Source organism: Variovorax sp. RCC_210, assembly GCF_041355175.1.
Taxonomy (GTDB): domain Bacteria; phylum Pseudomonadota; class Gammaproteobacteria; order Burkholderiales; family Burkholderiaceae_C; genus Variovorax.
In genome coordinates this window covers 65677-87660 of record NZ_JBFUPJ010000020.1, presented here as the reverse complement: position 1 = coordinate 87660, position 21984 = coordinate 65677, and the positions used below count along the sequence as shown (strand labels likewise).

The window sequence follows — 21984 nt, the reverse complement described above, 5'->3', positions numbered from 1 at the left end:
CACGCGGCGCATCGGCCCTGGGCTAGAAGCCCGGGACGACGGCCCGTCTCGCAAAGACGTCTTCCGCTTCGTTTTGCGAACCCGGGGGAACCAACGGGTCTGCGCTGCCGCGCAACGCTTCGGGGCGGATCCGGGGCGAAGCGGGCGTTGGAAATTCAGAGGCCGGGCCGCCCGCCTTGACCGTCGGTTGCAGGCGACCCTGCGCATAACCGACAACCCGCTTCGCGTAACCGTCGCCAGCGACGCGATCGATGGCGCCGGCGTTATAGCCGCGCAAGGCTGCTTCCACAGCCGCCTGTCCTGCGTAGCCCCTCGCTGTAGCCACACCGTAGAAGCCGCGCAAGACGCGTTGGCCTGCCTCTAGGTTCAGACAAGGGTCGAAGGCCTGCTCCCATGCCATGCCAAAGCGCGACACGTTGCCCACATGAATCTGTGCCAGCCCGACCGAGAATCCCCGGCCCGCTGAAGCAAGGGCCTTGGCTTGCGCGACGGCCTGCGTGAGAGTGCGTGGCTGTGGCACCCGGCCCTCACGGGCATCCATCCCTATGGCCAAGGGGCGCCACGCCGATTCGACCCGTACCAACGCGTGCATCAGGTGCGTAGGGACCTGAGGCGCGCATTGCTCAAGCAAGCCCAAACTGTCTACCATTACCGACTCCTCGGCAAAAACGACGTCCTGAGAACCACTATTTCAAGACATTCTGCATTTTTGTCTTGTTTTACAAGATTAGTACTGCTGTGCACTTTTGAGAAGTGCCGCTTACGTGTTGGAACAATTCATGCCCGTTTCGTACGACGACGAACTCCTTTCCCGCGGCGCGCAGGCAGTTCGCGCGCTGCTGGAGCGGCACGGAATCCCGAAGCACCGCCACTCTGCCTTCGTGGGCGAGTTCTTCGAACTGTCGCGCGCAGCAGCGCATCAGCGTGTCAGCAAGAGCACGGCATGGACACTTGAAGAGCTCAGCGCGCTGGCCGAGCATTTCGGAGAAACGCTCGCCGGCGTGGTGGCAACTCATCCAGCGGACGGGCGTGCCGAAAGCAGGACGGGCATCGCGGCCACGCTCTGCGTGGGGGACGCCAAGGTCGCATGTCGCATCTGGCTACGCCCGGGTAATCTGCCATCGCCTCACGATGCATTCGTCGGGTTGCGCACTGGCGACGACCATGTGGTGATGCCTGTGGCTGCTGTGCCACCGGCGCACGCACTGCGCGTCGCGCGCCTCGAGCTGGACCAATCGGTGCCCAGTGCCCCGCGTGTTGCCGTACTGGATGCGACAGAGAAAGCGACTGCCGCACTTCGCGACTACCTTCGAGGCGCGGGCATGGACGCTCATTCGCTTGGCACGCTGGCGGACCTCGCCCAGGCTGCCGTCGACGGCGGATTCGCTGCTTACGTCATCGACTGGTCCGTTGCACGGTCAAAGACTGATGCCCTGTTGTCGGCCATTCGAGCCCGTGAGATGCCACCCACCGTGATCCTGCTTTGCGATCGCAGGCGCACAACGGCAGCAGACATCGCTGAACTTGCACAGACGATGGCGCAGTACAAGGCCCAGATCCTGGAAAAACCCGTGCAACTCCCTCTTCTCGCCTCCGTGCTCCAAAACAGTCTTGGCGCCTGAACGCGACACTTCCACGAGCTCAATAGGGGCAGGACATTCGGAGCACTTGCGCCGTGATGCGGTCAAACGAACACGCCACTCCGCCGAACACCCGTTGAGGCGCTCAATGCATCGCCCGCGACGGTTGCATGCCATCCAGAGTTGGTTTTGGCGCTGCGGCTGGTCCGTGCCGAGCAGCATCGGCAGTGCGTGTTCGCTGTGGCAACCGTTGCGTGCGCACCTTGAGAAGATTTGCCTCGTTTTGCGGGTCACGTAGGTCCAGCGCGGCGAACTTCTTCGGCTCCCGACTCATTGCGACTGCGAGCCTGGATGCATCTTCCGTGAAAAGCGTGACCTCCTCGCGTGCGCGCGAAATCGCGACATAGAAGACCGCTCTGTTGCTTGACAGGCTGCGCGTGTTGGCGTCCACCAGCACACGGGTGCTTGTAAGACCCTGTGCCGAATGAACGGTGCTGGCGTACGCGTGCTGAAGGTACGCAGCGCGCGATCGATCCACGCGAATGACAGCGCCCTGCCCCTCCAGCGTTATGTGTCGGTCATCGATGGCCGCCACGCGGTACCGCTCGCCGTTGCGCACGCCAAGGCCCTTGTCATTCGCAATGACCCTCACAAGGTCCCCGGTCGCCATGTCCACGGTCTCTGCGTGGTACACCCTGAGCATGGAGCGCTTGGATGGATCGAAGTTGAGGACAGTGCCATCTTCCCGTTGCACGATCAGCGTGCCATGCCCCGGGCGATGCACCACATCGAGCACTCGCAACTGCTCGCCTTTGAAAAGCTCTGTGCCATAGCTGCGCTGGGGAACGACAACCTGACCGACATCGTAGCTCTGGGCCGATCTCAGTTCTGCGCGAGTCATGTCCACCGGATCCAGGATGTTCACCTGATGGTTGTCCTGCAGACCGAGGCCCGCGCGCACCTTCGCGTTGATGCTGCGACGTGCCTCGTTCGTACCTGACACGATCAGCGTTTCTGCGCGATCCTCGGCAGCCAGCCGCAGGTATGCGTCTGCAATCAACGTATGCCGGCGGGTGTCGTCGCGTGCCTCGACCACTGAATGCTGCAGTCGAGCCACAGCAAGCGGCACCTCCCCGCGCGCCGCATGCACGACAGCGGTTCGAAGGGACTCGCTCTTCTGCCGCTGGATCTCTGTAAGAAATGCCCTGGTCATGCCCGCGTCCTGAAGCTGCTCGAAGGGCCTGCCAGCCTCAACGGCATGCGTCTGGTGGCGATCGCCCGTCAGCACCAGGCGCGCATTCTGGCGTTCGATGATTGACATCAGCATCTCGAACTGGTGTGCGGGAACCACACCCGCTTCGTCGAGAAAAACGATGCTGCGGCTGCCGAGACGCTCCTGAAGACTCTTTCTTGCAAGCAGCGAGGCCAGCGTCTGCGATTCCATCCCCAATGCCGCGAGCGCCTGATTCTGGGAGGCATAGGGCGCCAGTCCTACCACCTTGTAGCCTCGCAACACGGACAACCGCGTCGCCTCCGCCTTGATCCCCTCCACCGCCTTGCTGAGCATGTGGCTCTTGCCGGTTCCGGCCAACCCCTGCACGCCGACAAACCGGTCGTGCGTGGAAAGGATCATGGCCACAGCGTCGCGCTGCCCGGCATTGAGGTTGCTGCCGGCCAGCAGCCGCGCGACGGCAGGCGCCGACGCAACTGACGGAACGGCACCTCGGCCACGCCTCTCCAGAGAGAGCACGTGCAGTTCGCTGCGGCGAGCCTCAGGCGTCGCGAAGCGTGGCTCCGAGGCAACAAGCGCGCCGCGCGCAATGGCCGCGTCAACGGCGCGCTCCGCTTGCGCCTCTGTCTGCCCACGCGCCATCATGGTCAGGGCGATCCATGACGATCGGCTGAGCTTTTCGAACTCGTCATGCACCTTGAAGCGAGCGGCGCTCGGATCCTTGGCCAGTTCCGAGGCTGAGACATTCAAGGACCGTGCAGTTTGGAACAGCGCGAGCTCCGGAACAAGCCGTTTGTCAGTCCGCGCCCGGTCGAGTGCGCCTTCTACCGCTCCTGGTGGCGCGGCTGTCGCAGCGCGGCCGTAAGCGACCTCGAGCAGTTCCGCGCGGGAAAAGACCCCCTGGCGTTCCGCCAGATGCGCGATGGCGAAGCCTACCGCCTCGTCTGCTGCGGCCGTGATGACAGAGCGTTTCTGAGTGGCTGTGTCCAGGACCATACCCAAGCGGCGTGGCAACCGCCGAAACTCAACGTCGGGTCGATGCTGCTTAGCTAGATCGAGTCCTGCCTCTCGCGCAATCTGCAGCCACTGCGCTCGCAGCCAGGCGCGGTCACTCTCGCTCTTGCGGGGCCGAGATGCGAGCGCGAGGGCCTGTTTCTGGGCGGAACTGGCACCTTCCCGATCGCGCCCGCCGAGCGAGAGCAACCGCTCGATTTCCCGGCTGCGCTGGCTGAAAAGCCGGACCGCCGCATCAGAGACATGAGCGAGTTCCCAGCCGCCCTTGCTCGTCGCTCGCAAGTCAAATCCCAGCTCACGCAGCTTCGCGGCCAGCGTCGACCGGTAGAAAGCACCCACCATGCGAACGTTGCGCAACAGATCCTCGTTGGACAGGGCTCGCCACTCCCCATCTGCACGCCGCGTAAGGTTCATGACAAGGACATGCGTGTGCAGCTGTGGATCCTGAGCACGGGACAGTTCGTGCCGGAAAGCCGCACCGATGAGCACCCCCGTTCGTTCACGGAAGGAGAGGCCGCGCTCTTTCTTGCGCGCGGCCGCGAAAGTCTGTAGCAGTTGAAGGCTTTCGGCAACGGCAGCGTCGTGCGCCGCGGTGATGCGTGGATCTCCAAGCATCAGTGCCTGGATGCTGACCGATTTCGGCGCACTGAAGGTGAAGTCGATGCCCTTGCGATCCTTGCCCGCGCGCGTGCGACTCAATCGGGTGCGCTGTCCTTCGGGCAACTGGCCATCCAGAAGCTGGCGCAGCGTCTCAGGCGCGACGCATGCGCTATCCGTCAGTCCCATCAACGCAACGCCCGCGCCGATCCATTCGCCGCGGTGGCCCTCCTTGCCGTAGTAGTCGTCCGACGATTCGAAGTAGTGCGCCGCCCCCGCCGCGCTCGTGATGAACTTGAAGGAGAGCATGCTGCCGGCGCCTCAGAGGCACGCTTCAGCGCCTGCGCCGAACAACACGTTGCTGCGCTGAGGCCGGTCCGTGAAGTCACGCGCCATCACGAGGGGCGCCACCACCACTGGACGCGCCTGATACTTCAACGTCACGCGCGCGATCGGATAGTTACCGGCCAACTTGAGGTAGCCGGTCAGGTTTGGCAGCAAATGAAACTCTGCCGGAGAAACGACGCGCTCTGTATCCTGGCGATGGGAAATGCTACCCCTGCCGCGCGCGCCGCCCGCGGTGTGACTGGGTACGCGTCTGAGCACGGTGTGTTCGCCGAGTCCGCGGGAGAACTCCTCTGCCGTGTAGGTGTCCAGTTCGCCGATGCCGCAGAGAAACGAACTTCTGAAGCAGTTGCGCAGGGTGAGCGCATCCTGCCTGCCGTACGTGTTGTCGAGCTGCGCAAGCGACTGCACACCCGGCAAGATGCGTAGCCCCTTCTTGCGCCCCTTCGTCGCCGCGTCGACGATGTAGTTGAGCTTTTCGAGCGAATCGAGTTCGTCGCACACGAGGTGCAGGCGGCGGGATGGGTCTTCGGGCATCGAGAGTACGCTCGCACACGTGACGTCGACCCAGCACGAGATCAGTGGCTTGAGGGCTTGCAGCATGTCCTCGCGCCAGGTGATCCACAGGCTGCCGCGCCCCTCGTCCAGCCAGTCCCGAAACGAGAAGTCGCCCGACGGCAAGTACTTGTGCGGCGTGATGTACTGGGTCAGCACGGTGCGGATGCTTGCAAGGGTTTCTGTCGCACCATGAAAGCATCCCACCGCCGGCGTTCCGGCAAGCAACTTTTTCAGGTCCTCGTTGCTCGCAGCGGTCAGCCAGTGCACAAGACGCTCCGTGCTGCCTTGGCCTTGCCTCAGCAAAACGGTCAGGGTCTCGCTGACGATCGTCCTGCCCATGCTGTTCCAGGTCTCCTGTTCGGTGGACGGACTGCGCGGAATCAGGCTGATCGCGTACTGCTCGCAATCGAAACTCGTGCGAATCTCATTGAAGATGCTCCATCCTTGGCTGCGCTTGTCGAAGGGGTTGAGGATCCGATCTCCCGGCGCGTGGAAGTACCGCATCGATGCGCCGTCCGGGTCGATGCATATCAGACGATCGCCGCGCTCAAGCGCGCTCTCGATGTATCCCCCGATGCACACGCTCTTGCCGGTGCCGGTGGATCCGCCGACGAAGAATTGCGTGCTTTCGACCGCCTGAGGCACCGGGATCCCTGCAAATGAAAGCTGTCCTTTCGCGCCGCGGGTTCTGGATGCAAGCACATGCTGGCTGACCATGCGTGGGCCGCGCAGCCTTGCAAGAAAGACCGCGCCCCCGAAGTGATTTGCATAGCGGCGCATGGCAAAAGCAAATAGCGTGATTCCACCAAGCAAACCGCACATGGGCCCCAGCCACAGCGCCGGGACGATTGGCGTGGCCCTGGCGGCGAACCAGACCACGTGCACGAACACCGCCGCCGGCGGGCGGTAGTAGACGGCAATGCCGGCGAACCAACCCGCCAGGATCATCCCCAACACCGCCACGCCCAGCCAACCACGCAAGGCGTTGTCGGGTGTCCGGTGCTCGCCGCTCATCGGCGTCCCCTGAGGTAGTTCTCCACGGCAGAGACGTCGATGAACTCATCCGCCTGCGTTCGAACGCCCTCGCCGACCGATTTGCGCACCATGAGATAGAGGCCACAAATCAGTCCCATCAACAGGTCCGTGTCGATGCCCGTCGCGCTGAGCCCGTTCGGGCGCGCGAGCAATTCCCTGAACATTCCCAATTCTTGGCGCATGCCCTGCAACGCATTCGTGTTGGGTTGCGAGGCATCGAAGTAGACGCGCTTGATATGGGTCCCAAGGGCCGCGTCTGTGGAGGCTGCATGGAGGCGCAGCAGCACCTCCTCCTCGGCGTCGTTGAAGCGCAGCGGAACGTACTTGCCCATGTGTTACTCCGTGCCTCTCTGTCCAGGAGGAGAAACGGTGGCCGGGTCACACAGGATGCAGTCGTGTAACACCGAACAATCGAGCCCGGATGCGGGTTGCACCGCACCCTGTGGGTGCGTATGGTGTATCGCCCGCTGGGCGGTGGGCGGGGGCTTCGGGGGCGGCCGCTGGCCGTCCCCGAAGCCCGTCTCTCCCACCACACCGCCAGGGGAAGCCGCGCCCCACCACCGTCGGGCGGGCCGCAAGGCCGCCCGACAGCGTGACATGCACCGGCCAAAGGCCGGCGACCGGATCCAAGCTGTCTCCATCGCGTGCTCCTTTCGCATCCGACGCGCCGCGCCGGCATCCGAACCGTGCCCAAAGTGCATCTCGCGCCGGCTCAGCGCCCGGCTTGCAATGTCTCGTTTTAGAAGACAAAATTCGATTCATGCGCGAAATGTATCGCCATAACGATCATCGAGGCAACCCATGGACCCATCCGTGCCCGACCCTCTGAAGCGGCTGCAGGGTCAGACCGAAGCGCTCGTGGCGCAGCGGCTGCGCAGCGCGTCGGTGGTGATCGCCCGGCTGTGCGATGCCATTGGGCACGCGCATGCCCTGGGCCACAGCCATGCGGCGATCCATGCGCACCTGCGCGCGGGCGGCCTGGCGGTGAGCTGGAACAACTACCGCGCGGCGCTCGTGCGCGCGCGCCGTCGCACGCCGCCGGGTGCGACAGGTGAGCCGACCCCGGCACCGGCCGAGGCACCGGTAAGGCCTGCCCGCGCCGACGACACTGCAGCCGCCGCGCCCGCGAGCGCGAGCGCGCCGGTGCAGTTGCTTGACGCGTTCGCCGCGGCGCAGCGCGCGGCGGCGCGCGATTACGCCCAGGTCGCGCGGGCCAGCGGCCGCAAGGCCAGGACCTCTCCATGAAAACCTGTGTCCTCAATCTCTCGGGCAACGTCGGCAAGAGCACGCTCGCGGTCCACCTGCTTGCGGCCTTCACGCCGGGTGCGCGCATCGTGAGCGTGGAGTCGATCAATGCCAGCGAGGTGGACACCGTGGACGCGCTGGATGTTGAGGCATTCAGCGCAAGTCGCTTTCGGGAGATCTTTCGCGAGATCATGCTTCACGAGGAGGTCATCGTCGACGTCGGCGCCTCCAACGTGGCTGCGTTCATGGGCGAGATGGCGCGCTTTCGCAGCGCCGTCGGTGAGTTCGACCTGGTGCTGGTGCCTGCCGTGCCGGCGGACAAGCAGCAGCGCGACACCATCGCGACCGTCGACTGGCTGCACGCGCTCGGGGTGTTGCCGCGCAAGGTCCGCGTCCTGTTCAACCAGTACCCCACCGACAGCCTGGAGGCCGTGGCCAGCGTCTATCCGCAGGTCGTGGGCTACGGCCTGAGCGAAGGCCGCGACAAGGCGGTCTTCGAGCCCCATGCCGTGGTCGCGCGCAGCGAGGTGTTCGAACTTGCGAAGAGCACACGCCGCACGATCCGCGACCTCGCGGGCGACGCCACCGACTGGAAGGCTGCACGCGGCGACGCGCGGCGTGCGGGCGACATGGAGGCGCTCGAGCGTGCCATGGCCGCGCAGATGACGCACGACCTGGCGGTCACCGCGCAGGACAACCTGGCACGCGTGCACGCACTGCTGTTTCCGTCTGCGAGGCCGGCGCGCCGGGCGTGAACCCATGGGTGCCGTCACCGCGCAGCAGGCGGCGCTGCGCATCCTGCTGGAGGACGTCGAACCGCTGCTGCAGCGCGCCGAGGCGGCCGCGGCGATGGTCCAGGCGGCCCGAGAGTCTCTGGAGGGCGACCTGGCCACGCTCGCGGCACTGGTGCAACGCAGCGTGGACGCGCCCACGGCGCTGTTGGAGGCCAGCCGCCGGCTCGACCGCGCGGCCGCGCGCATCGAGGCCGCCGCCGCCGACACGCTACCGAGCCACGCGCCAGGGAGTCCTGCCGGCGCCAGCGCAGCGGCGCGCTCGCCGGGGCACCGGCGGCGCACCGCCATCGGTGCGGCGCTGATGTGCCTGGCCGGCGCGGTGTGCGGTGCTGCGGCTGCCGTGGCGCTGGCGCGCGAAGACGCGTCGCAGGCGCGCCTGGGACGCGCGTTGCAGCGCGGCTGGTCGTCGCTGGACGCCGCGACGCGCACCAAGGTCGAGGCCGTGCTGCGGCCATGATCGCGCTGGGACCAAGGGCGCGCCGCATGCGCCGCCCCGGTTCAAGCGCGGGGGCAGCGCAAGCTCAGTCCTGCGCGGCTTCTCGTTCCTGCGCCTGCCGCATGCCCTCCTGCTCGTCCAGCGGCGTCTCCTCGCCGTTCGAGGCGTCCTGCAGCCCGCGAACGCGCAGTGGCTGCGGCAGCCAGCGCGTGCCCTGGATCAGCGCGGCGCAGTGCGCGGCAAGCTCGGGCTTCTTGAGCGCCGCAAGCGCCAGCGGCGGCTGCGCGCCGGTGGCCTCGCGCACCGCGTCGAGCATGGCGCGCTTGCTGACGTGCTGCAGGTAGTGCTGCGGCGTGGCCTGCCACCAGTCGGCCATGTCCACACCCAGCGCCGTCGCGAGCGCATCGCTCATGTCGGCCCGCGACTGGGAGCGTGTGCCGATTGCATCGATGCTGCGCGCGGTGCAGTAAGCCAACAGTTCCAGCACGCGGTCCTGCGGCTGCGCCAGCAGCCAGGCGAACAGCGCCTCCGGGCGGCCGGGCAGGCACTCGTCCCAGTCGCGCTCGGCCTGCGCGAGCACGGCGCCCGCGCGGCTGTCGGCGTACCCGCTCGCCGCCAGCGCGAGCGTGCCGTCCCCGCACACGCGCGTCGTGACCCGCACGATGTCATTGCCGCGTCCGTAGAGGCCGAACACGGCCTCGGCCATGCGGTGCGCCAGCGCCGCGAGGGCCACCTGCGGAGACTGCACGAGGGCCGCCTGCAGCGCGGCAGTGCGGTGCGACCCGAGGTCGCGCATGAGCCGCTCACCGATCTCCGCACGGGCGTGCGCCGGCATGCCGGCGTCCATGCCAGCATCGTCGCTGCAAACGGGCCGCGCCGAGGAGTCGGTGTCCGCCGGCTTCACCAGACCGCGTTCGACGACGATGTCGCCGCGAGGGTCGAGCCGCACGAGCGCACCGGCGCCTGCCAGCTGCTCGGGCGTCCAATGCCGAAGTGCCTCGCGTGCCATGTCCAGGCGCTCCTGCGCGGCATCGACCGCGTCGCACAGCATTCCCTCGCGCTGCTCGACATCCTCTGCCTCGACGTCCCCCTCGTCGCGGTACACGTCGAGCGCCAGCTCGCAGCCATGCAGCTCGGCGGCCAGCCGCTGCAACTGCAACGCCTCGTCGTGGCTGGGCTCGCGCGGCGAGCGGTCTTCGATGCCGAAGCCGCGCCATGCCGCGCGCTCGGTGTCGAGCGTGCAGTCGACCCATGCCCAGCCCTCGGCCTGCACGGCGGCGGCCACGCCGCGAAGCCTGTCCATCGCGAGTGCTTGCAGCATCGGGAGGTCTGCCAGGAAGATGCCGCCGAGGTCGTCGTCCGAGGCGAAGAGGTCGCGGCGCACCGCACCGCCTTCCGCCTCGTAGGCGTCCAGCCCCACGAAGCGCGCGAGCCGGCTGTCGGCGCTGCAGGCCTCGTCGGTGACGACCTCCCGGATGCGCCAGGCGCTGCAGTCGTGCGGCCGCAGTCCGTCCCATACCGCCTCCTGCGCGACGGGATCGTCGATCAGCGCGAGCGCCTGCAGCTGGTCGTTGTCGATCTCGCCCTCGCGGTACATTGCCACGAAACGCGGCGCCAGGCGGGCCAGCCGCAGGCGGCGCTGCACGGTCAGCGCGCAGACGCCGAAACGCTGCGCCACCTGCGCCACGCTCAGGTGCTCCTGCTCGACGAGCTCACGAAACGCGATCATCTGGTCGGCCGGGTGCATCGCCTCGCGTCCCGAGTTTTCGGCCAGCGAGACCTGCCGCGCCTGCGAGGCATCGCACTGGCGGCACTCGACGGGATGGTCGGCCTGCACCCGCCCGCGCCGCGCGAGCAACTGGAGTGCGCGCAACCTGCGCCCGCCCGCGACCACGGCATAGCGACCGTCGTCCTGCGCCACCACGCTCAGGCGCTGCAACAGCCCCTGTGCGTCGATCAGCGCGGCCAACTCCTCCAGTCCCTCGGCGCCGTGGACCCGCCGCACGTTCGCCTCTCCCAGCACGAGCTGGTCCAGCGGCACCAGAAGGTCGCGCGGCGCGCCCTGCATGGCCCCGCCCCCCGACCCCACGGCAGCAGTCTTGGTGCGCGCGCCCGCCCGCGCCCGTCTCGGTGGCGTTTTCGCGCTGGCACTCGCCTCCTGGCTTGTCTTTGTCTTCGATCCCGCAGCCTTCGCGGCTCCTGTCTTCTTTGCATCAACAATCGCAGTCATGGCTTTTCCTTTCGATGAAATGAACAGGTCGATGGACTCGACCCCACAAGGGCCGAAGCACCCGGAGCCCGGCGGCCGCTGCCCCTCCTCTTCGGGCAGGCCGGATTCCTAGATTCGGAGCCCTTCGGACAAGGGTTCCTTGCACGCGCCGGTCGCCTCCTGGCGGCTGGCTGCCGTTCTCCTGAGTTCTTCGCCCGGTGGCGCCCGGCGCGCGCGGGGACGGGAGAGCAAGGGGGAAGCCTTCGTCACGCGCCAGCGTTACGAACACCCCCTTGCAGGCGCAGCCGGTCGCCCGGCGCCGCGCGCGCACAGTCACCGGCAACAAGCGAAGGACTCCGGTGAACGGCCGCCCACGGGGCCACCGGTGCGGGCACGGAACCGCCGCGCGGCGAGCGCCCCCACGTGCCGCAGGCACGTCATGCATCGGAAGTCGGGACGCAGTCCCGCGCCAGGGATGCGCAAGGCCGGCCGCGGGCCCGTCCCCGCAGGGGATGAGCGTGCACGCGCGAACCTGCAGCAGCCCGACGTCGGCGCAGACGCCGGGGCGCCCGAATCGGCATTGGCCCCTCATCGACCTGGCCCACCCTTGCGCCGGTCAGGCTCGCCGCGTGGAACACCTTCGACGCCATCGGCGGACCCTGTGCGTCGCCCCGGCTGGCCTGCACCCGCCGCTCACGCAGCCCGTCTGACCGTCTGACCGTCATTGATCCATCGCATCGATGGCCAGGTTGCCGTCGCTGCGAACGGATGCACCATCCGATGCGAGAGAAATTCAGTTGCCGGGCCTTTCAACTGGAACGGATTGCCTCTCTGGCGACCGCCTGCCACGTCGACAAGGGCGATGCGATTGCCGAGCTCTTTTTGTAAAGCTCGCAGCGCGTCGAGATGTCGGGCCTGTCAGCTCATGTGAGCCAGCGCGGCGAAGTGCTGCCCGATGGCTGGAACTCCGTCCAAAACGGCACGGAAAACCTCACCGTCTGAGTTCATTCTGGCGACTTCGGTGCAACCGTCGCGTGAGGCGCCGAAGCCATCCGCCAAACGATGGCCAACTGGCGCCAGTTCAGCGTGGGTCCCGACGACCGCAGCAAAGGTGCCCAGTTCGGCGCGCCGATGTGCCTGGTCGATTCCGACGACGAGCGTCCCCCGCTCTCTTGGCCCGGATGGCGGCGGCATGAAGCTGGCCAGCGGCGCCCAGTTCGTTCAGGTCATCAGCAGCGAAGCCGTTTGGGCCGGGGCCATGCCCGGCGAATGCGAGGGCAACGAGGTGCCTATTCAGGTCACTTCAATCCGACGGAGTTTGGAGGCCTGCGGGTTCTAGGAGCCGCATGCAACTTCACCCCGCATCAGCCAAAGTCGTCATAAGTGCAGGCGTTGTGAACGTACCGGCTGACTGGCAAGGTCATCCCCATCTTCTACGCAATGATCACGCGCCAGTTTCAAGTGGAGAACGGCTCGCAGCAATTCCCGTTGCATGGCCGTCAAAGTGCGTTCAAGCCGGCCATGTCGGCGGGCGTCGCCGAATGCGATAGCGTATAGAGACCACTGATCGCACCTTCGGCCGCGCCTGACGCCCGCAAGGCCCCAGCCGAAAGATCGGCATCGACGAGCGATTGCACGGCGTGTGTCTCGTACCCATGAACAACGAACACCCAATCGGCCACGCGGTCAGCGGATTTGCGAATGCGTTGTTCGGTGGTTTCCGCGACGGGTGGCGTCTGATGACGCAACAGGTGCACACCCACGATGCCCGGCCGCTGGACGAGCGCCGTGCAAAGCGCTTTGAAAAAGCCACGCAGCGTGTCGGCACTGTCTTGCAGCGGCGAGACGCGCAGCGTCAGCGCGTTCCTTGCAACGCTGCTGCCCGACGACTCGAGCACGTGGCACTGGCTGCGGACCATGTTCCGATGGTGCGGCATCATTCGCACGGACCATGGCGAGGGCGTGTTCAGATGACTGACATAAGCATCCGACGAAAGAATTGCATGCGAAGCGAGCTCGTACATGACGAAGATGCCTTCGCCCCCCGCAGCACTCGTCCAGCGCGATGCCCGCTGGAACCCGGGCACGCCGAGGCGCTCGGGAAAATGTTCATGGGAATGCCAATGCTCGAATTCGAGCTTCATCTCAGGCGCCATGTCCCACCACATTGCCAACGCCGCACTGCCTGGAAGCAACATTCTCAATTCCCCCGCGCATCGGCGACGTCGACCGCAGCGCCGCCGCGACTGCTGGCCGCGATCGCATCGAGCGTTCTTGCGATGTCGATCGATTCGGCAGGCGTGGCGCCCGTCCATCCGCCCCAACCGAATCGCACGAGGTCGTGAAACGACTCTGCCTCCGCCAGAAATCCGGCAAGCGCTTCGGTTTTGATCACTTCGCGTGCCGCATCCCATCCGGTGCCTCGGCGCAGGTCGACCAGCGGAGGAAAGTCGGCGCCGGTATCGTTGAAGTAGGTGGTGTGAATGGAACCCGCATCGCCCGCAATGAATGCGTGCCGGTGACGCGCGGTGGTGAAGCTGCACGAGATCTGCGCAACAACACCGTCCGGGTACTCGAGCGTTGCCATCGTGGTCAGATCCACGCCCGTCGCGCCCCATCGCGACACGGCAGACACGCGCAACGGCGCCGCGCCTGCCACGGTGCGCACAAAGCTCACCGGATACGAGCCTGCGTCCATCAGCGCGCCTCCCGCAAGGCCGGGGTCCATGCGGATGTTGGCGGCGTCGGCCATGGGAAAGCCGAAGGATGCCTGGATGAGCTGGATGCGGCCGATCGCGCCGGCCGCGATGAGTTCGCGAACCATGAGCGTTTGCGGCTGAGCCCGGTATGGATAGGCCTCCACGAGGTACACGCCATTCTTCTCGGCAGCCGTGAACATGGCCTGTGCCTGCGCCGCACTGGCGGCGAGCGGCTTCTCGCAGAGGACGTGCTTGCCGGCATCGGCGGCCCGGATCGACCACGCCGCATGCAGGTTGTTGGGGAGCGGCACATACACCGCGTCGATGTCGGGGTCGGCAAGGAGCTCCTCGTAGCTGGCATGGACCCGGCCGATGTGGAGCTCGCGCGCGAAGGCTGCAGCGCGCTCGCTGTCCCGGCTCGCCACGGCGCTGACCATGACCTTGGCCGACGGCCGAACCGCTTCCACGAATGAACGGGCGATTCGCGCGGCGCCGAGGATGCCGATGCGCAGCGGGTCAGTTGACGATGTCATGGGATAGCTCACGAAATTCGGTTCAGGCGGCGTCCAGCACCGAGGCCATCTGCGTGACGCAATCCTCGACGTGGGTGGTCAGGGTCTGTTGCGCGCGCTGCCAGTCCTTGCGGAGTGCGCATTCCAGGAGAACCTGGTGCTCGTCCTCGGCCTCTTTGCCGCGAAAGACGGCGGCGATCATCTGGTAGCGCAGGTACTTGTCGCAAATCGATGCATAGGTCTGCAGCAGCAAGTCGGACCCGCAAGCCGAGATCAGCGACACGTGAAAGGCCCAGTCGTACTGGCGCCAGGTTTCCGCCGGCGCCTGGGCATCGGTCGCCATTCGCTTTTCCATGGTCGCCAGCTTGTGATGAGCCGCGACCACCCGTCCTTCCCACTCCAGGTCACCGCGCTGAAAAGACTCCTTGAGTCCATGGCCCTCCAGAAGAAGCCGCATCGACGCCACGTCTCGAAGGTTGGCCGACGAGACGGCGCTGACCTGAAACCCACGGGCCCCTTCCGCGACGAGCAGTCCCTCCGTGGCCAGGCGGCTGAAGAGCTCGCGCAGCGTGCTGACGCTGGTGCCGTAGGCCTCCTTCATCCGTTCCAGCGGCAGACGCCGCCCCGGCGTCAGGCGGCCCAGCACGATGTCCGAGCGTATACGGCGATAGGCGACCTCGCCGACGGTGGGGCTGTCCTGGGGATCTAGGGATTGGTCGGTCAACAAGGTTGCTCCTGAGCGGATCGCAATTCTGCGCAGTTTTCGGTTCGGGCCGCTTCTTCGGCAATCAGAGAATACCCTGATCATCATATGCATTGCGATTCACCAGATGATTCAATAATATTCTTACATTCCAAATCCAAGGAGACATTCATGGCATCGAAATTCTTGAAACTGGCAGGCGGCCTCGCACTGCTCATCGCCGCCACGCTTGTCCAAGCCCAGGACATTCAGGAACGAACGATCCGCTTCGGCCACTTGAACAACACCGACCACCCGACCAGTTGGGGCGTCAAGAAGTTCGCCGAGCTCGTGGCAGCCAAGAGCGGCGGGAAGTTCACGGTCAAGGAATTCGCCAGCAGCCAACTCGGCAACGAGCTGCAGCAGCAATCCGCGCTGCAGGGCGGCGTGCAGGAGATGCTCGTGGCGTCCACCACTTCGCTGACCGGCGTCGTCAAGGAATTCGGACTGTTCGATTTCCCCTTCCTGTTCAGCAACGGGAAGCAGGCAGACGCCATGGTGGACGGCCCGCTGGGCAAGATGGTCAGCGCCAAGCTGGCCGACAAGGGCATCGTCATCCTGGGATTTTTCGACCTGGGGTTCCGCAACGTCACCAACAGCAAGCGGCCCATCACCAAGGGCGAAGATCTCGATGGCCTGAAGCTGCGCGTCATCCCGAATCCGGTGTTCCTGGAGACCTTCAAGACCTTCAAGGCCAACCCTCTGCCGATGCCCTTCGCCGAGCTGTACAACGCCCTCGAGAGCAAGGCGGTCGACGGGGAAGAGAACCCGTATTCGGTGATCCTGTCCAGCAAGTTCTACGAAGTGCAGAAGTACGTCAGCGGCACCAATCATGTGTACGCGACGAACCCGATTCAGATCAGCAAGCGCTTCTGGGACAAGCTGTCACCTGCGGAGCACAAGTTGCTGCAGGAAGCCGCCACGGAAGCCCAGACTTACCAGCGTGCGGCGAGCCGCGAGGCCGCCGGCAAGGCCCTGGTCGAACTCCAGGCCAAGGGCATGACGTACAACGCCGTTGCACCCGCCGAGACGGCCCGCATGCGCGCCGAGGTCAAGCCGATCTACGACAAGTTTTCCGCTGCGTATGACCCGGCCGTGATCACGCTCTTCAAGACCGAACTGGACCGCGTCTCCAAGTTCTGATTCTGCGAATTCAAGCCCGCCCCAATTCCTGAGAGTTGGAGTCGGCGGTCGTTTGGGGGGCGCCGCGATGCAACCGAGAGCATCGCGCGCCGACGGGTCGTACAGAGGAGCAGGCATGGTAAAGCTGATCGATTCTTTTTGCCGCGGTGTCACCAACGTGATGGCCGTGGCGCTCATGATCATGGTGGCGCTGGTCTTCAGCAACGTGGTTCTGCGCTATGTTTTCAACTCGTCGATCACGCAGTCCGAAGAGATTTCGCGTTGGCTGTTCGTGTGGATCACCTTCATGGGCTGCGTCGTCGCGCTGCGCGAGCACGCGCACCTTGGCACCGACGCCCTGGTGTCGCGCCTGCCCCCATTCGGCAAAAAGATCTGCCTGGTACTCGGCCATCTGACCATGTTGTATGTCTGCTACCTGGTCTTCAGGGGCGCGCTGGAACAAACCAGCATCAACATGGATGTGCTGGCACCTTCCACCCAGTTGCCGATGGCCGTGTTGCATGCGGCTGGCGTGGCTTTTTCGGCCTGCGCATGCATCGTGCTGCTTCTGGACCTGTGGCTGCTCTTCACCGGTCACATGGACGATGACGACCTGGTGATGGTCCAGGAATCCGAAGACCTGGCCGCGCTCAACCTCCCGCATGGCGCCGACCTCCCCAAACAACAGAGCGAGCGCGCATGACACTCACCATCTTCATTGGGTCCCTGCTGCTGGCGATGGCCATCGGCATCCCGATCTCGTTTGCGCTGCTGGTCAGCGGCGTGGCACTGATGTGGCACATGGACCTGTTCGAAGCCCAGATCCTCGCGCAGAACCTGCTGGGCGGCGCAGACAGCTACCCCCTGCTGGCAGTGCCCTTCTTCCTGCTGGCTGGCGAGTTCATGAACGAAGGCGGACTGTCGAAGCGCATCGTCGAATTCGCGATGGCACTTGTCGGTCACATCAGGGGCGGCCTGGGCTACGTGACCATCGTCGCATCGATCATGCTTTCGGCACTGTCGGGCAGCGCGGTGGCCGATGCCGCTGCCCTGACCGCCATGCTCCTGCCGATGATGGTGGCCGCCGGCCACGCGCCGCATCGCGCGGCCGGTCTCATCGCGGCGTCCGGGGTGATTGCGCCGGTGTTGCCGCCGTCCATCGGACTGGTGATCTTCGGCGTCACGGCCAACGTTTCGATCTCCAAGCTGTTCATGGCCGGCATCGCGCCGGGCCTGCTGATGGGGCTTGCGCTGTGGGTGACCTGGGCCTACGTCGCGCGCAACGAAGGCGTGTTGCCTCCGCCGCGCAAGCCATTGAAGGAATTGCTGACCACGCTGCGCCGCTGTGGGTGGGCGCTGATGCTGCCGGTGATCATCCTGGTCGGTTTGCGCATGGGCGTGTTCACGCCGACGGAGGCCGGCGTGGTGGCGGCGGTGTACGCCCTGTTCGTCGCGACGGTCATCTACCGCGGCCTCAAACTCTCGCAGCTGTTCGGCATTTTCAAGAAGGCGTCCAAGACCACCGCGGTGGTGATGTTCCTGGTGGCTGCGGCCATGGTTTCAGCCTGGCTCATCACGGTGGCAGACCTTCCCGGCAAGGTGGTAGGCATGCTCCAACCCTTCATGGACAGTCCCATCCTGTTGATGGTGGCGATCATGGTGCTGGTCATGATCGTCGGCACCGCGATGGACATGACGCCCACCATCCTGATCCTCACGCCCGTTCTGATGCCGGTCGTCATCGCCGCCAAGATCGACCCCGTCTACTTTGGCGTCATGTTCATCATGAACAACGCCATCGGTTTGGTCACGCCACCGGTTGGCGTGGTACTCAACGTGGTGGCCGGCGTCGGTCGAATGTCGATGGACACAGTGACCAAGGGAGTGATGCCATTCATGATCGCGCAGTTCCTGATCATGTTCCTGATGGTTTTCTTTCCCTGGCTTGTCACCGGCCCCGCGAAGCTGTTCCACAGCGGCTTCTGAAACCCTCTCGCGTTGCACGCGTACTCACCCATGACCAAGCCGCTTTTCATTCTGAACGGTCCGAACCTCAACCGTCTCGGCAAGCGTGAGCCTGCGATTTACGGCAAGACCACGCTCGCCGAAATCGAGGCCATGTGCCGCGACGAGGCCGGGGCGATCCCGTTGGAGTTCCATCAGTCCAACAGCGAGACCCAATTGATCGACTGGATCCACGAGGCCATCGACGCGGGCAGCGGAATCATCATCAATCCCGCGGCCTATTCGTTTACGTCCATGGCCATCATGGATGCGCTCAAGATGTTTCCAGGGCCGATCATCGAGGTCCACATCTCCAACATCCATCGCCGAGAGGAGATGTACCACCACTCCTACATGTCCGCGGTGGCCACCGCCGTGATCGCCGGTCTAGGACCTGGCGGGTACCGGGCTGCTATCAAGGCCATGTGGGAGATGCTCCGAGAACAGCCGGCCTGACTCAGTTGTCTGAGCGGCTGTTCGAAGCCGTTCCGATTCGCAGGTTGGGTCCGTCGGCCTGCTGGCACCGCTCAGCGGGGCGCCGCTGCCCTGACTGCGTCGTGTCGTTTGCGCTCCCCGCCCTCGGCTGGGTCTTCGCCCGCAGTCGCCCGGGTTTCCGCGATGTCGCCCCAGGTTGCGGCATTGGACGACTTCAGCGCACGCCGTGCGCGCAGACCTTGACGGCGAGAACGACGTGCAACGCTGAGAGGGAACAGCAAGACCACCCTCCCCTCCCCCACCTTCCCCCCGCCTCCTCCTTTCCGCCCCGTGCGCAGCCACCCACGCCCGCTGGGCAGTCGCCCGCAGCGCCAGCGGATCGACCCGCTCGCGACTCAACACAGCTCGCCGATCTCCGGCAACGCCTGCGCCACGATCCAGTCGAAGGCGTCGCTCGCATGGCGCGCCGCGGAGAAGATGGCGGTACGGTCATTTCGCAGCACTGCGAGCCAGGCCTCGAGATAGCCCGCATGGCCCTCGATCGTCGCGTCCACGAGCCCGCAACGGCCCATGAGGAAGGCCGCGCCAAGCTCGGCCACCAGTTCCTCGAAGGCGTACGCCGCATCCCCGAAACGCGCGCCGAACGCGCGGTGCAGCCTCGACGGATGGCCGCTCCAGTGCACGAGCTCATGCAGCAGCGTGGCGCAGTAGTTGTCTGCGTTCACGAAGCGCCCGGGCAGGGGCAACCGGATCTCGTCGAGCGCCGGCAGGTACATCGCGCGCTCGAAGCCATGGCGCACCACGGCATCGCAGCCGGCCACCAGGCGCAGCGCGTTTTCCACCGCCGTGCGGCCCTCGCGCCCGCTGCCCTGCGCATCCGCCCGTGACGCCTCGGCGGCCGCGTCCGAGGCCTCGGCGACCACCGCGCCCCTCCCCTCGGACAGCCCGTCGACCTGCGCCAGGTTGAACAGCCAGAACGGCCTGCAGCGCAGGAAACCCGAGCGCGCAGCAAGGGCATCGGCAGCGGCATCGCTGTCCGAAGCCTCGCCATCCGCGCGCCCGCGCGCTCGCCCTCCGTCGCCGACACCGTCACGGCGCTGGCCCACGCGTTCGAAGTGCGCGCACAGGACGCCGTGCTCGCCCCGGCGCACCTGCCCGCCGAGGGCCTGGGCCTGCCGGTAGGTCATCCAGAGAGGGGTCGCATAGCCCTGCGTGAGGGCCTCGTCCCACAGCAGCAGCACATTGGCGCCCCGGTACGGCCGCCCCGTGCACAGGTTGCGCGGGAACCCGCGCGACGCCGCCGCGACCCAGCGGGCGCGGAACACGTGGCCGCCCTGTTCGAGCATCGCGACGATCCGCTCGGTGACCGCCTGGCGCACATCGATGCGCCCGCCCGCCCGCAAGGCCGTCATCGCATCCGGAGACTCTGCGGTGGGAGGGTCCTCGGGGGGTACGGGGGGAACGCCCGTGGCAGTGACGGGCCGCGCAGCGGCCGAGGCATGCGCGGAACGCGAGGCGCGGTCGTCGCGCGCAACGCGACGCGAGGCACGGAAAGGAAAAGCGGAGGTCATGGCGAAGCCTTTCTGCGGCGTCACGCCGCGGTGGGGGTGGAAGAAAACCTGCTGTCGGAGCCGCCTCGACGCAGACCGGGCAAGGGGCCAGCGAGCGGGTCCAGGGCCCGCCCGCAGGCCGCAGCCGAGCACCGCGAGGACCGGGCGAGGACGGGGGCGCAGCCTTCACCCTGGAGCGGGGAGCGACCCGCGCCATGCGTCGATCAGAGGCGGACCGGCAGCAGGCGACCGGCCACCACGAGCAGGACCACGCCGCCACGCGTCCAAGTCCCGACCTTCCACGACCGGGGCGCGTCACCGAGTGGCGCATCCGTTCGCATCCTGCGCGGCCACGCCGCGCACGCCAAGTTCTGCGTCCTTTCTGTCTTCGAGCTTCAGCCGCGCAGCGGCTCACGCCGCATCGCCCGCGGAACGCGCTTGACAGAGGGCCTCGCAGCACGTCGAGGGCACGGGCGGCGCAAGACGGGGCCGCAAGCAGTACCCCCGCAGAACGACAGGAACAAGGGGCGCCGAAGCGCCCCCCGGCCTCACTCAGACGAGGCCGCGTTCGGCCATCGACACCGCCCGGTTGCCCGCGACCACGAAGTGGTCCAGCACCCGCACGTCGATGAACGCCAGCGCTTCCTTCAGCTCATTCGTCAGTGGCCGGTCCGAAGCGGACGGTTCCACCTCACCCGGCGTGGTTTGCCGCGCCCGTTCCTCTTCGGGTTGCCGGGCGAAGAAATAGGCAGGACAAGAACGTCCGAACTCCCTTGAAGCAAGTGTCGTTTGCTTCGTTTATTGCGTTTGTTTCGAATGTGGCTACCATAGAGGCCATGGCCCACCAGAGGCCCCGCTCGACGATTCGGCAACTGCACGGAGAAAACGCCATGAAAGACCACGATGTACTGGACCCCGCCAGCGCAGCCGAAGCGCAGATGGCGGCGGTGGCACATCAGTGCCTGCTCGTGGCGCTGGATCATTCGAAGGCTGACCACATCAACGTCATTCTGGAACTGCCTGAAAACGATGCCGGCGGTGCAGCGCCCGTGCTCGCGTTGCCGCCCAGGGCGCTTCGGTTCTTCGCCGACGTGCTGCGACAGATGGCCAAGCGCGAGCCGATGCTTCTGATGCCACAGAAACACGAACTCACGACCCAGGACGCAGCCAACCTTCTGAATGTCTCGCGTCCCTTCGTCGTGAAGGAGATCGAGGCCGGTCACCTGAAATGCCGACTCGTGGGCGCCCATCGGCGCATCGAGTTCGAAGAACTCAGGCGCTACATGGCCGAACAGAAGCGCCGCTCCGAAGAACAGCTTCAGGACCTCACCAAGCTGTCGGAAGCGCTCGACCTGGAGTTCTGAGTGGCGGGCTCTTCACGCTACACCGCGGTGCTGGACGCCAACGTTCTGTATCCGACGCTGGTGCGCGATGTCCTGATGAGTTTGGCCGTGGAAGGGCTTTACCACGCAAAATGGAGCACCTTGATCCACGAGGAATGGATGCGCAATCTCTCAGCCGACCGGCCGGACATCGCCGACAGGCTGCCCGCTGTCGCGGCGCTGATGAACAGCACGATCCCGGACAGCCTCGTCACCGGTTTCGAGTCGCTGATCCCATCCCTGAGCCTGCCGGATCCGCAGGATCGCCATGTGCTGGCGGTGGCCATCGCGGGTCACGCAGATGCGATCGTGACCTTCAACCTCGATGACTTTCCGCAAGAGCGGCTGGACCCGTTCAACATTGAGGTCCAGCATCCCGATCGCTTCGTCAACAATCAGCTGAACCTGCACAAGCTGACCGCTCTGACCGCGGTCAGAAAATGAGGGCGCGGTGGACCCAGCCAGCGCGCTCGGCGGAAGCGTTGATCCAGGCA

Annotated in this window: 20 protein-coding genes; 10 read left to right on the top strand and 10 right to left on the bottom strand. The window is 65.8% G+C overall.

Translation table 11 applies throughout. The features are described from left to right. Nucleotides 1-22 precede the first annotated feature (22 nt). Nucleotides 23-649: a lytic transglycosylase domain-containing protein gene (locus tag AB6807_RS35660; RefSeq protein WP_371088268.1), complete on the bottom strand. Its 627-nt coding sequence runs from the start codon at nt 647-649 to the stop codon at nt 23-25. A 130-nt stretch (nt 650-779) separates the two neighbouring features. Between AB6807_RS35660 and AB6807_RS35655 the strand changes: the two genes are divergently transcribed. After that, complete coding sequence (locus AB6807_RS35655) at nt 780-1622, top strand: helix-turn-helix domain-containing protein (protein ID WP_132749195.1); 843 nt, start codon at nt 780-782, stop codon at nt 1620-1622. A 103-nt stretch (nt 1623-1725) separates the two neighbouring features. Here AB6807_RS35655 and mobF read toward each other — a convergent pair whose 3' ends face one another. The 3 genes from mobF to AB6807_RS35640 are packed head-to-tail and all read right to left on the bottom strand — an operon-like array spanning nt 1726 to nt 6692. Next, entirely contained in the window at nt 1726-4731 is a 3006-nt protein-coding gene (mobF, locus tag AB6807_RS35650; protein WP_371088267.1) for a MobF family relaxase, read from the bottom strand. A 12-nt stretch (nt 4732-4743) separates the two neighbouring features. Further along, on the bottom strand, nt 4744-6339 hold the full coding sequence (locus AB6807_RS35645; RefSeq protein ID WP_371088266.1) for a type IV secretion system DNA-binding domain-containing protein: 1596 nt from the start codon (nt 6337-6339) through the stop codon (nt 4744-4746). Then, complete coding sequence (locus AB6807_RS35640; RefSeq protein WP_371088265.1) at nt 6336-6692, bottom strand: hypothetical protein; 357 nt, start codon at nt 6690-6692, stop codon at nt 6336-6338. The genes AB6807_RS35645 and AB6807_RS35640 overlap by 4 nt, the downstream gene beginning before the upstream one ends. Before the next feature lie 481 nt (nt 6693-7173). On the opposite strand from AB6807_RS35640, the gene AB6807_RS35635 reads away from it, so the two are divergent. Genes AB6807_RS35635 through AB6807_RS35625 form a run of 3 tightly spaced genes read left to right on the top strand, consistent with a single transcriptional unit; the run spans nt 7174 to nt 8856 of the window. Continuing rightward, a complete protein-coding gene (locus AB6807_RS35635; protein ID WP_371088264.1) occupies nt 7174-7605 on the top strand; it encodes a hypothetical protein in 432 nt (143 codons plus the stop codon). Next, nucleotides 7602-8360, top strand: coding sequence for a StbB family protein (stbB, locus tag AB6807_RS35630; RefSeq protein WP_371088263.1), 759 nt, complete (start codon nt 7602-7604; stop codon nt 8358-8360). The genes AB6807_RS35635 and stbB overlap by 4 nt, the downstream gene beginning before the upstream one ends. A 4-nt stretch (nt 8361-8364) precedes the next feature. After that, the gene (locus tag AB6807_RS35625; protein WP_116914298.1) at nt 8365-8856 is read left to right on the top strand and encodes a hypothetical protein; all 492 of its coding nucleotides are present in this window, start codon (nt 8365-8367) and stop codon (nt 8854-8856) included. 64 nt (nt 8857-8920) lie between these two features. Here the strand turns inward: AB6807_RS35625 and AB6807_RS35620 are convergent, their stop codons facing one another. The 4 genes from AB6807_RS35620 to AB6807_RS35605 all read right to left on the bottom strand — a co-directional run bounded on the left by AB6807_RS35620 (nt 8921) and on the right by AB6807_RS35605 (nt 14979). Then, the gene (locus AB6807_RS35620; protein ID WP_371088262.1) at nt 8921-10924 is read right to left on the bottom strand and encodes a ParB/RepB/Spo0J family partition protein; all 2004 of its coding nucleotides are present in this window, start codon (nt 10922-10924) and stop codon (nt 8921-8923) included. A gap of 1619 nt (nt 10925-12543) precedes the next feature. Beyond that, the gene (locus AB6807_RS35615) at nt 12544-13188 is read right to left on the bottom strand and encodes a hypothetical protein (RefSeq protein WP_371088261.1); all 645 of its coding nucleotides are present in this window, start codon (nt 13186-13188) and stop codon (nt 12544-12546) included. A 56-nt stretch (nt 13189-13244) separates the two neighbouring features. Further along, the gene (locus tag AB6807_RS35610) at nt 13245-14288 is read right to left on the bottom strand and encodes a Gfo/Idh/MocA family protein (RefSeq protein ID WP_371088260.1); all 1044 of its coding nucleotides are present in this window, start codon (nt 14286-14288) and stop codon (nt 13245-13247) included. A gap of 10 nt (nt 14289-14298) precedes the next feature. Next, the gene (locus tag AB6807_RS35605) at nt 14299-14979 is read right to left on the bottom strand and encodes a GntR family transcriptional regulator (protein ID WP_371088259.1); all 681 of its coding nucleotides are present in this window, start codon (nt 14977-14979) and stop codon (nt 14299-14301) included. Nucleotides 14980-15129: 150 nt separating this feature from the next. On the opposite strand from AB6807_RS35605, the gene AB6807_RS35600 reads away from it, so the two are divergent. The 4 genes from AB6807_RS35600 to aroQ all read left to right on the top strand — a co-directional run bounded on the left by AB6807_RS35600 (nt 15130) and on the right by aroQ (nt 18579). Continuing rightward, nucleotides 15130-16140 carry a TRAP transporter substrate-binding protein gene (locus AB6807_RS35600; RefSeq protein ID WP_371088258.1) on the top strand — a complete coding sequence of 337 codons (1011 nt, stop codon included), beginning with the start codon at nt 15130-15132 and terminating at the stop codon, nt 16138-16140. A 115-nt stretch (nt 16141-16255) separates the two neighbouring features. After that, nucleotides 16256-16822 (top strand): TRAP transporter small permease, encoded by a 567-nt coding sequence (locus AB6807_RS35595; protein WP_116914304.1) that lies wholly within the window; start codon nt 16256-16258, stop codon nt 16820-16822. After that, a complete protein-coding gene (locus AB6807_RS35590) occupies nt 16819-18105 on the top strand; it encodes a TRAP transporter large permease (RefSeq protein WP_371088257.1) in 1287 nt (428 codons plus the stop codon). The genes AB6807_RS35595 and AB6807_RS35590 overlap by 4 nt, the downstream gene beginning before the upstream one ends. A 30-nt stretch (nt 18106-18135) precedes the next feature. Next, the gene (gene aroQ, locus AB6807_RS35585) at nt 18136-18579 is read left to right on the top strand and encodes a type II 3-dehydroquinate dehydratase (protein WP_371088256.1); all 444 of its coding nucleotides are present in this window, start codon (nt 18136-18138) and stop codon (nt 18577-18579) included. A 374-nt stretch (nt 18580-18953) separates the two neighbouring features. Here aroQ and AB6807_RS35580 read toward each other — a convergent pair whose 3' ends face one another. Both AB6807_RS35580 and AB6807_RS35575 read right to left on the bottom strand, forming a co-directional pair. Continuing rightward, entirely contained in the window at nt 18954-20129 is a 1176-nt protein-coding gene (locus tag AB6807_RS35580; RefSeq protein WP_371088255.1) for an ArdC family protein, read from the bottom strand. Nucleotides 20130-20660: 531 nt separating this feature from the next. Continuing rightward, nucleotides 20661-20798, bottom strand: coding sequence for a JAB domain-containing protein (locus tag AB6807_RS35575; RefSeq protein WP_371088254.1), 138 nt, complete (start codon nt 20796-20798; stop codon nt 20661-20663). Nucleotides 20799-20998: 200 nt separating this feature from the next. On the opposite strand from AB6807_RS35575, the gene AB6807_RS35570 reads away from it, so the two are divergent. Together AB6807_RS35570 and AB6807_RS35565 are read left to right on the top strand one after the other, a co-directional pair. Then, nucleotides 20999-21472 (top strand): helix-turn-helix domain-containing protein, encoded by a 474-nt coding sequence (locus tag AB6807_RS35570; protein ID WP_371088253.1) that lies wholly within the window; start codon nt 20999-21001, stop codon nt 21470-21472. Beyond that, entirely contained in the window at nt 21473-21934 is a 462-nt protein-coding gene (locus AB6807_RS35565) for a PIN domain-containing protein (RefSeq protein ID WP_371088252.1), read from the top strand. The last annotated feature ends 50 nt before the right edge of the window (nt 21935-21984 follow it).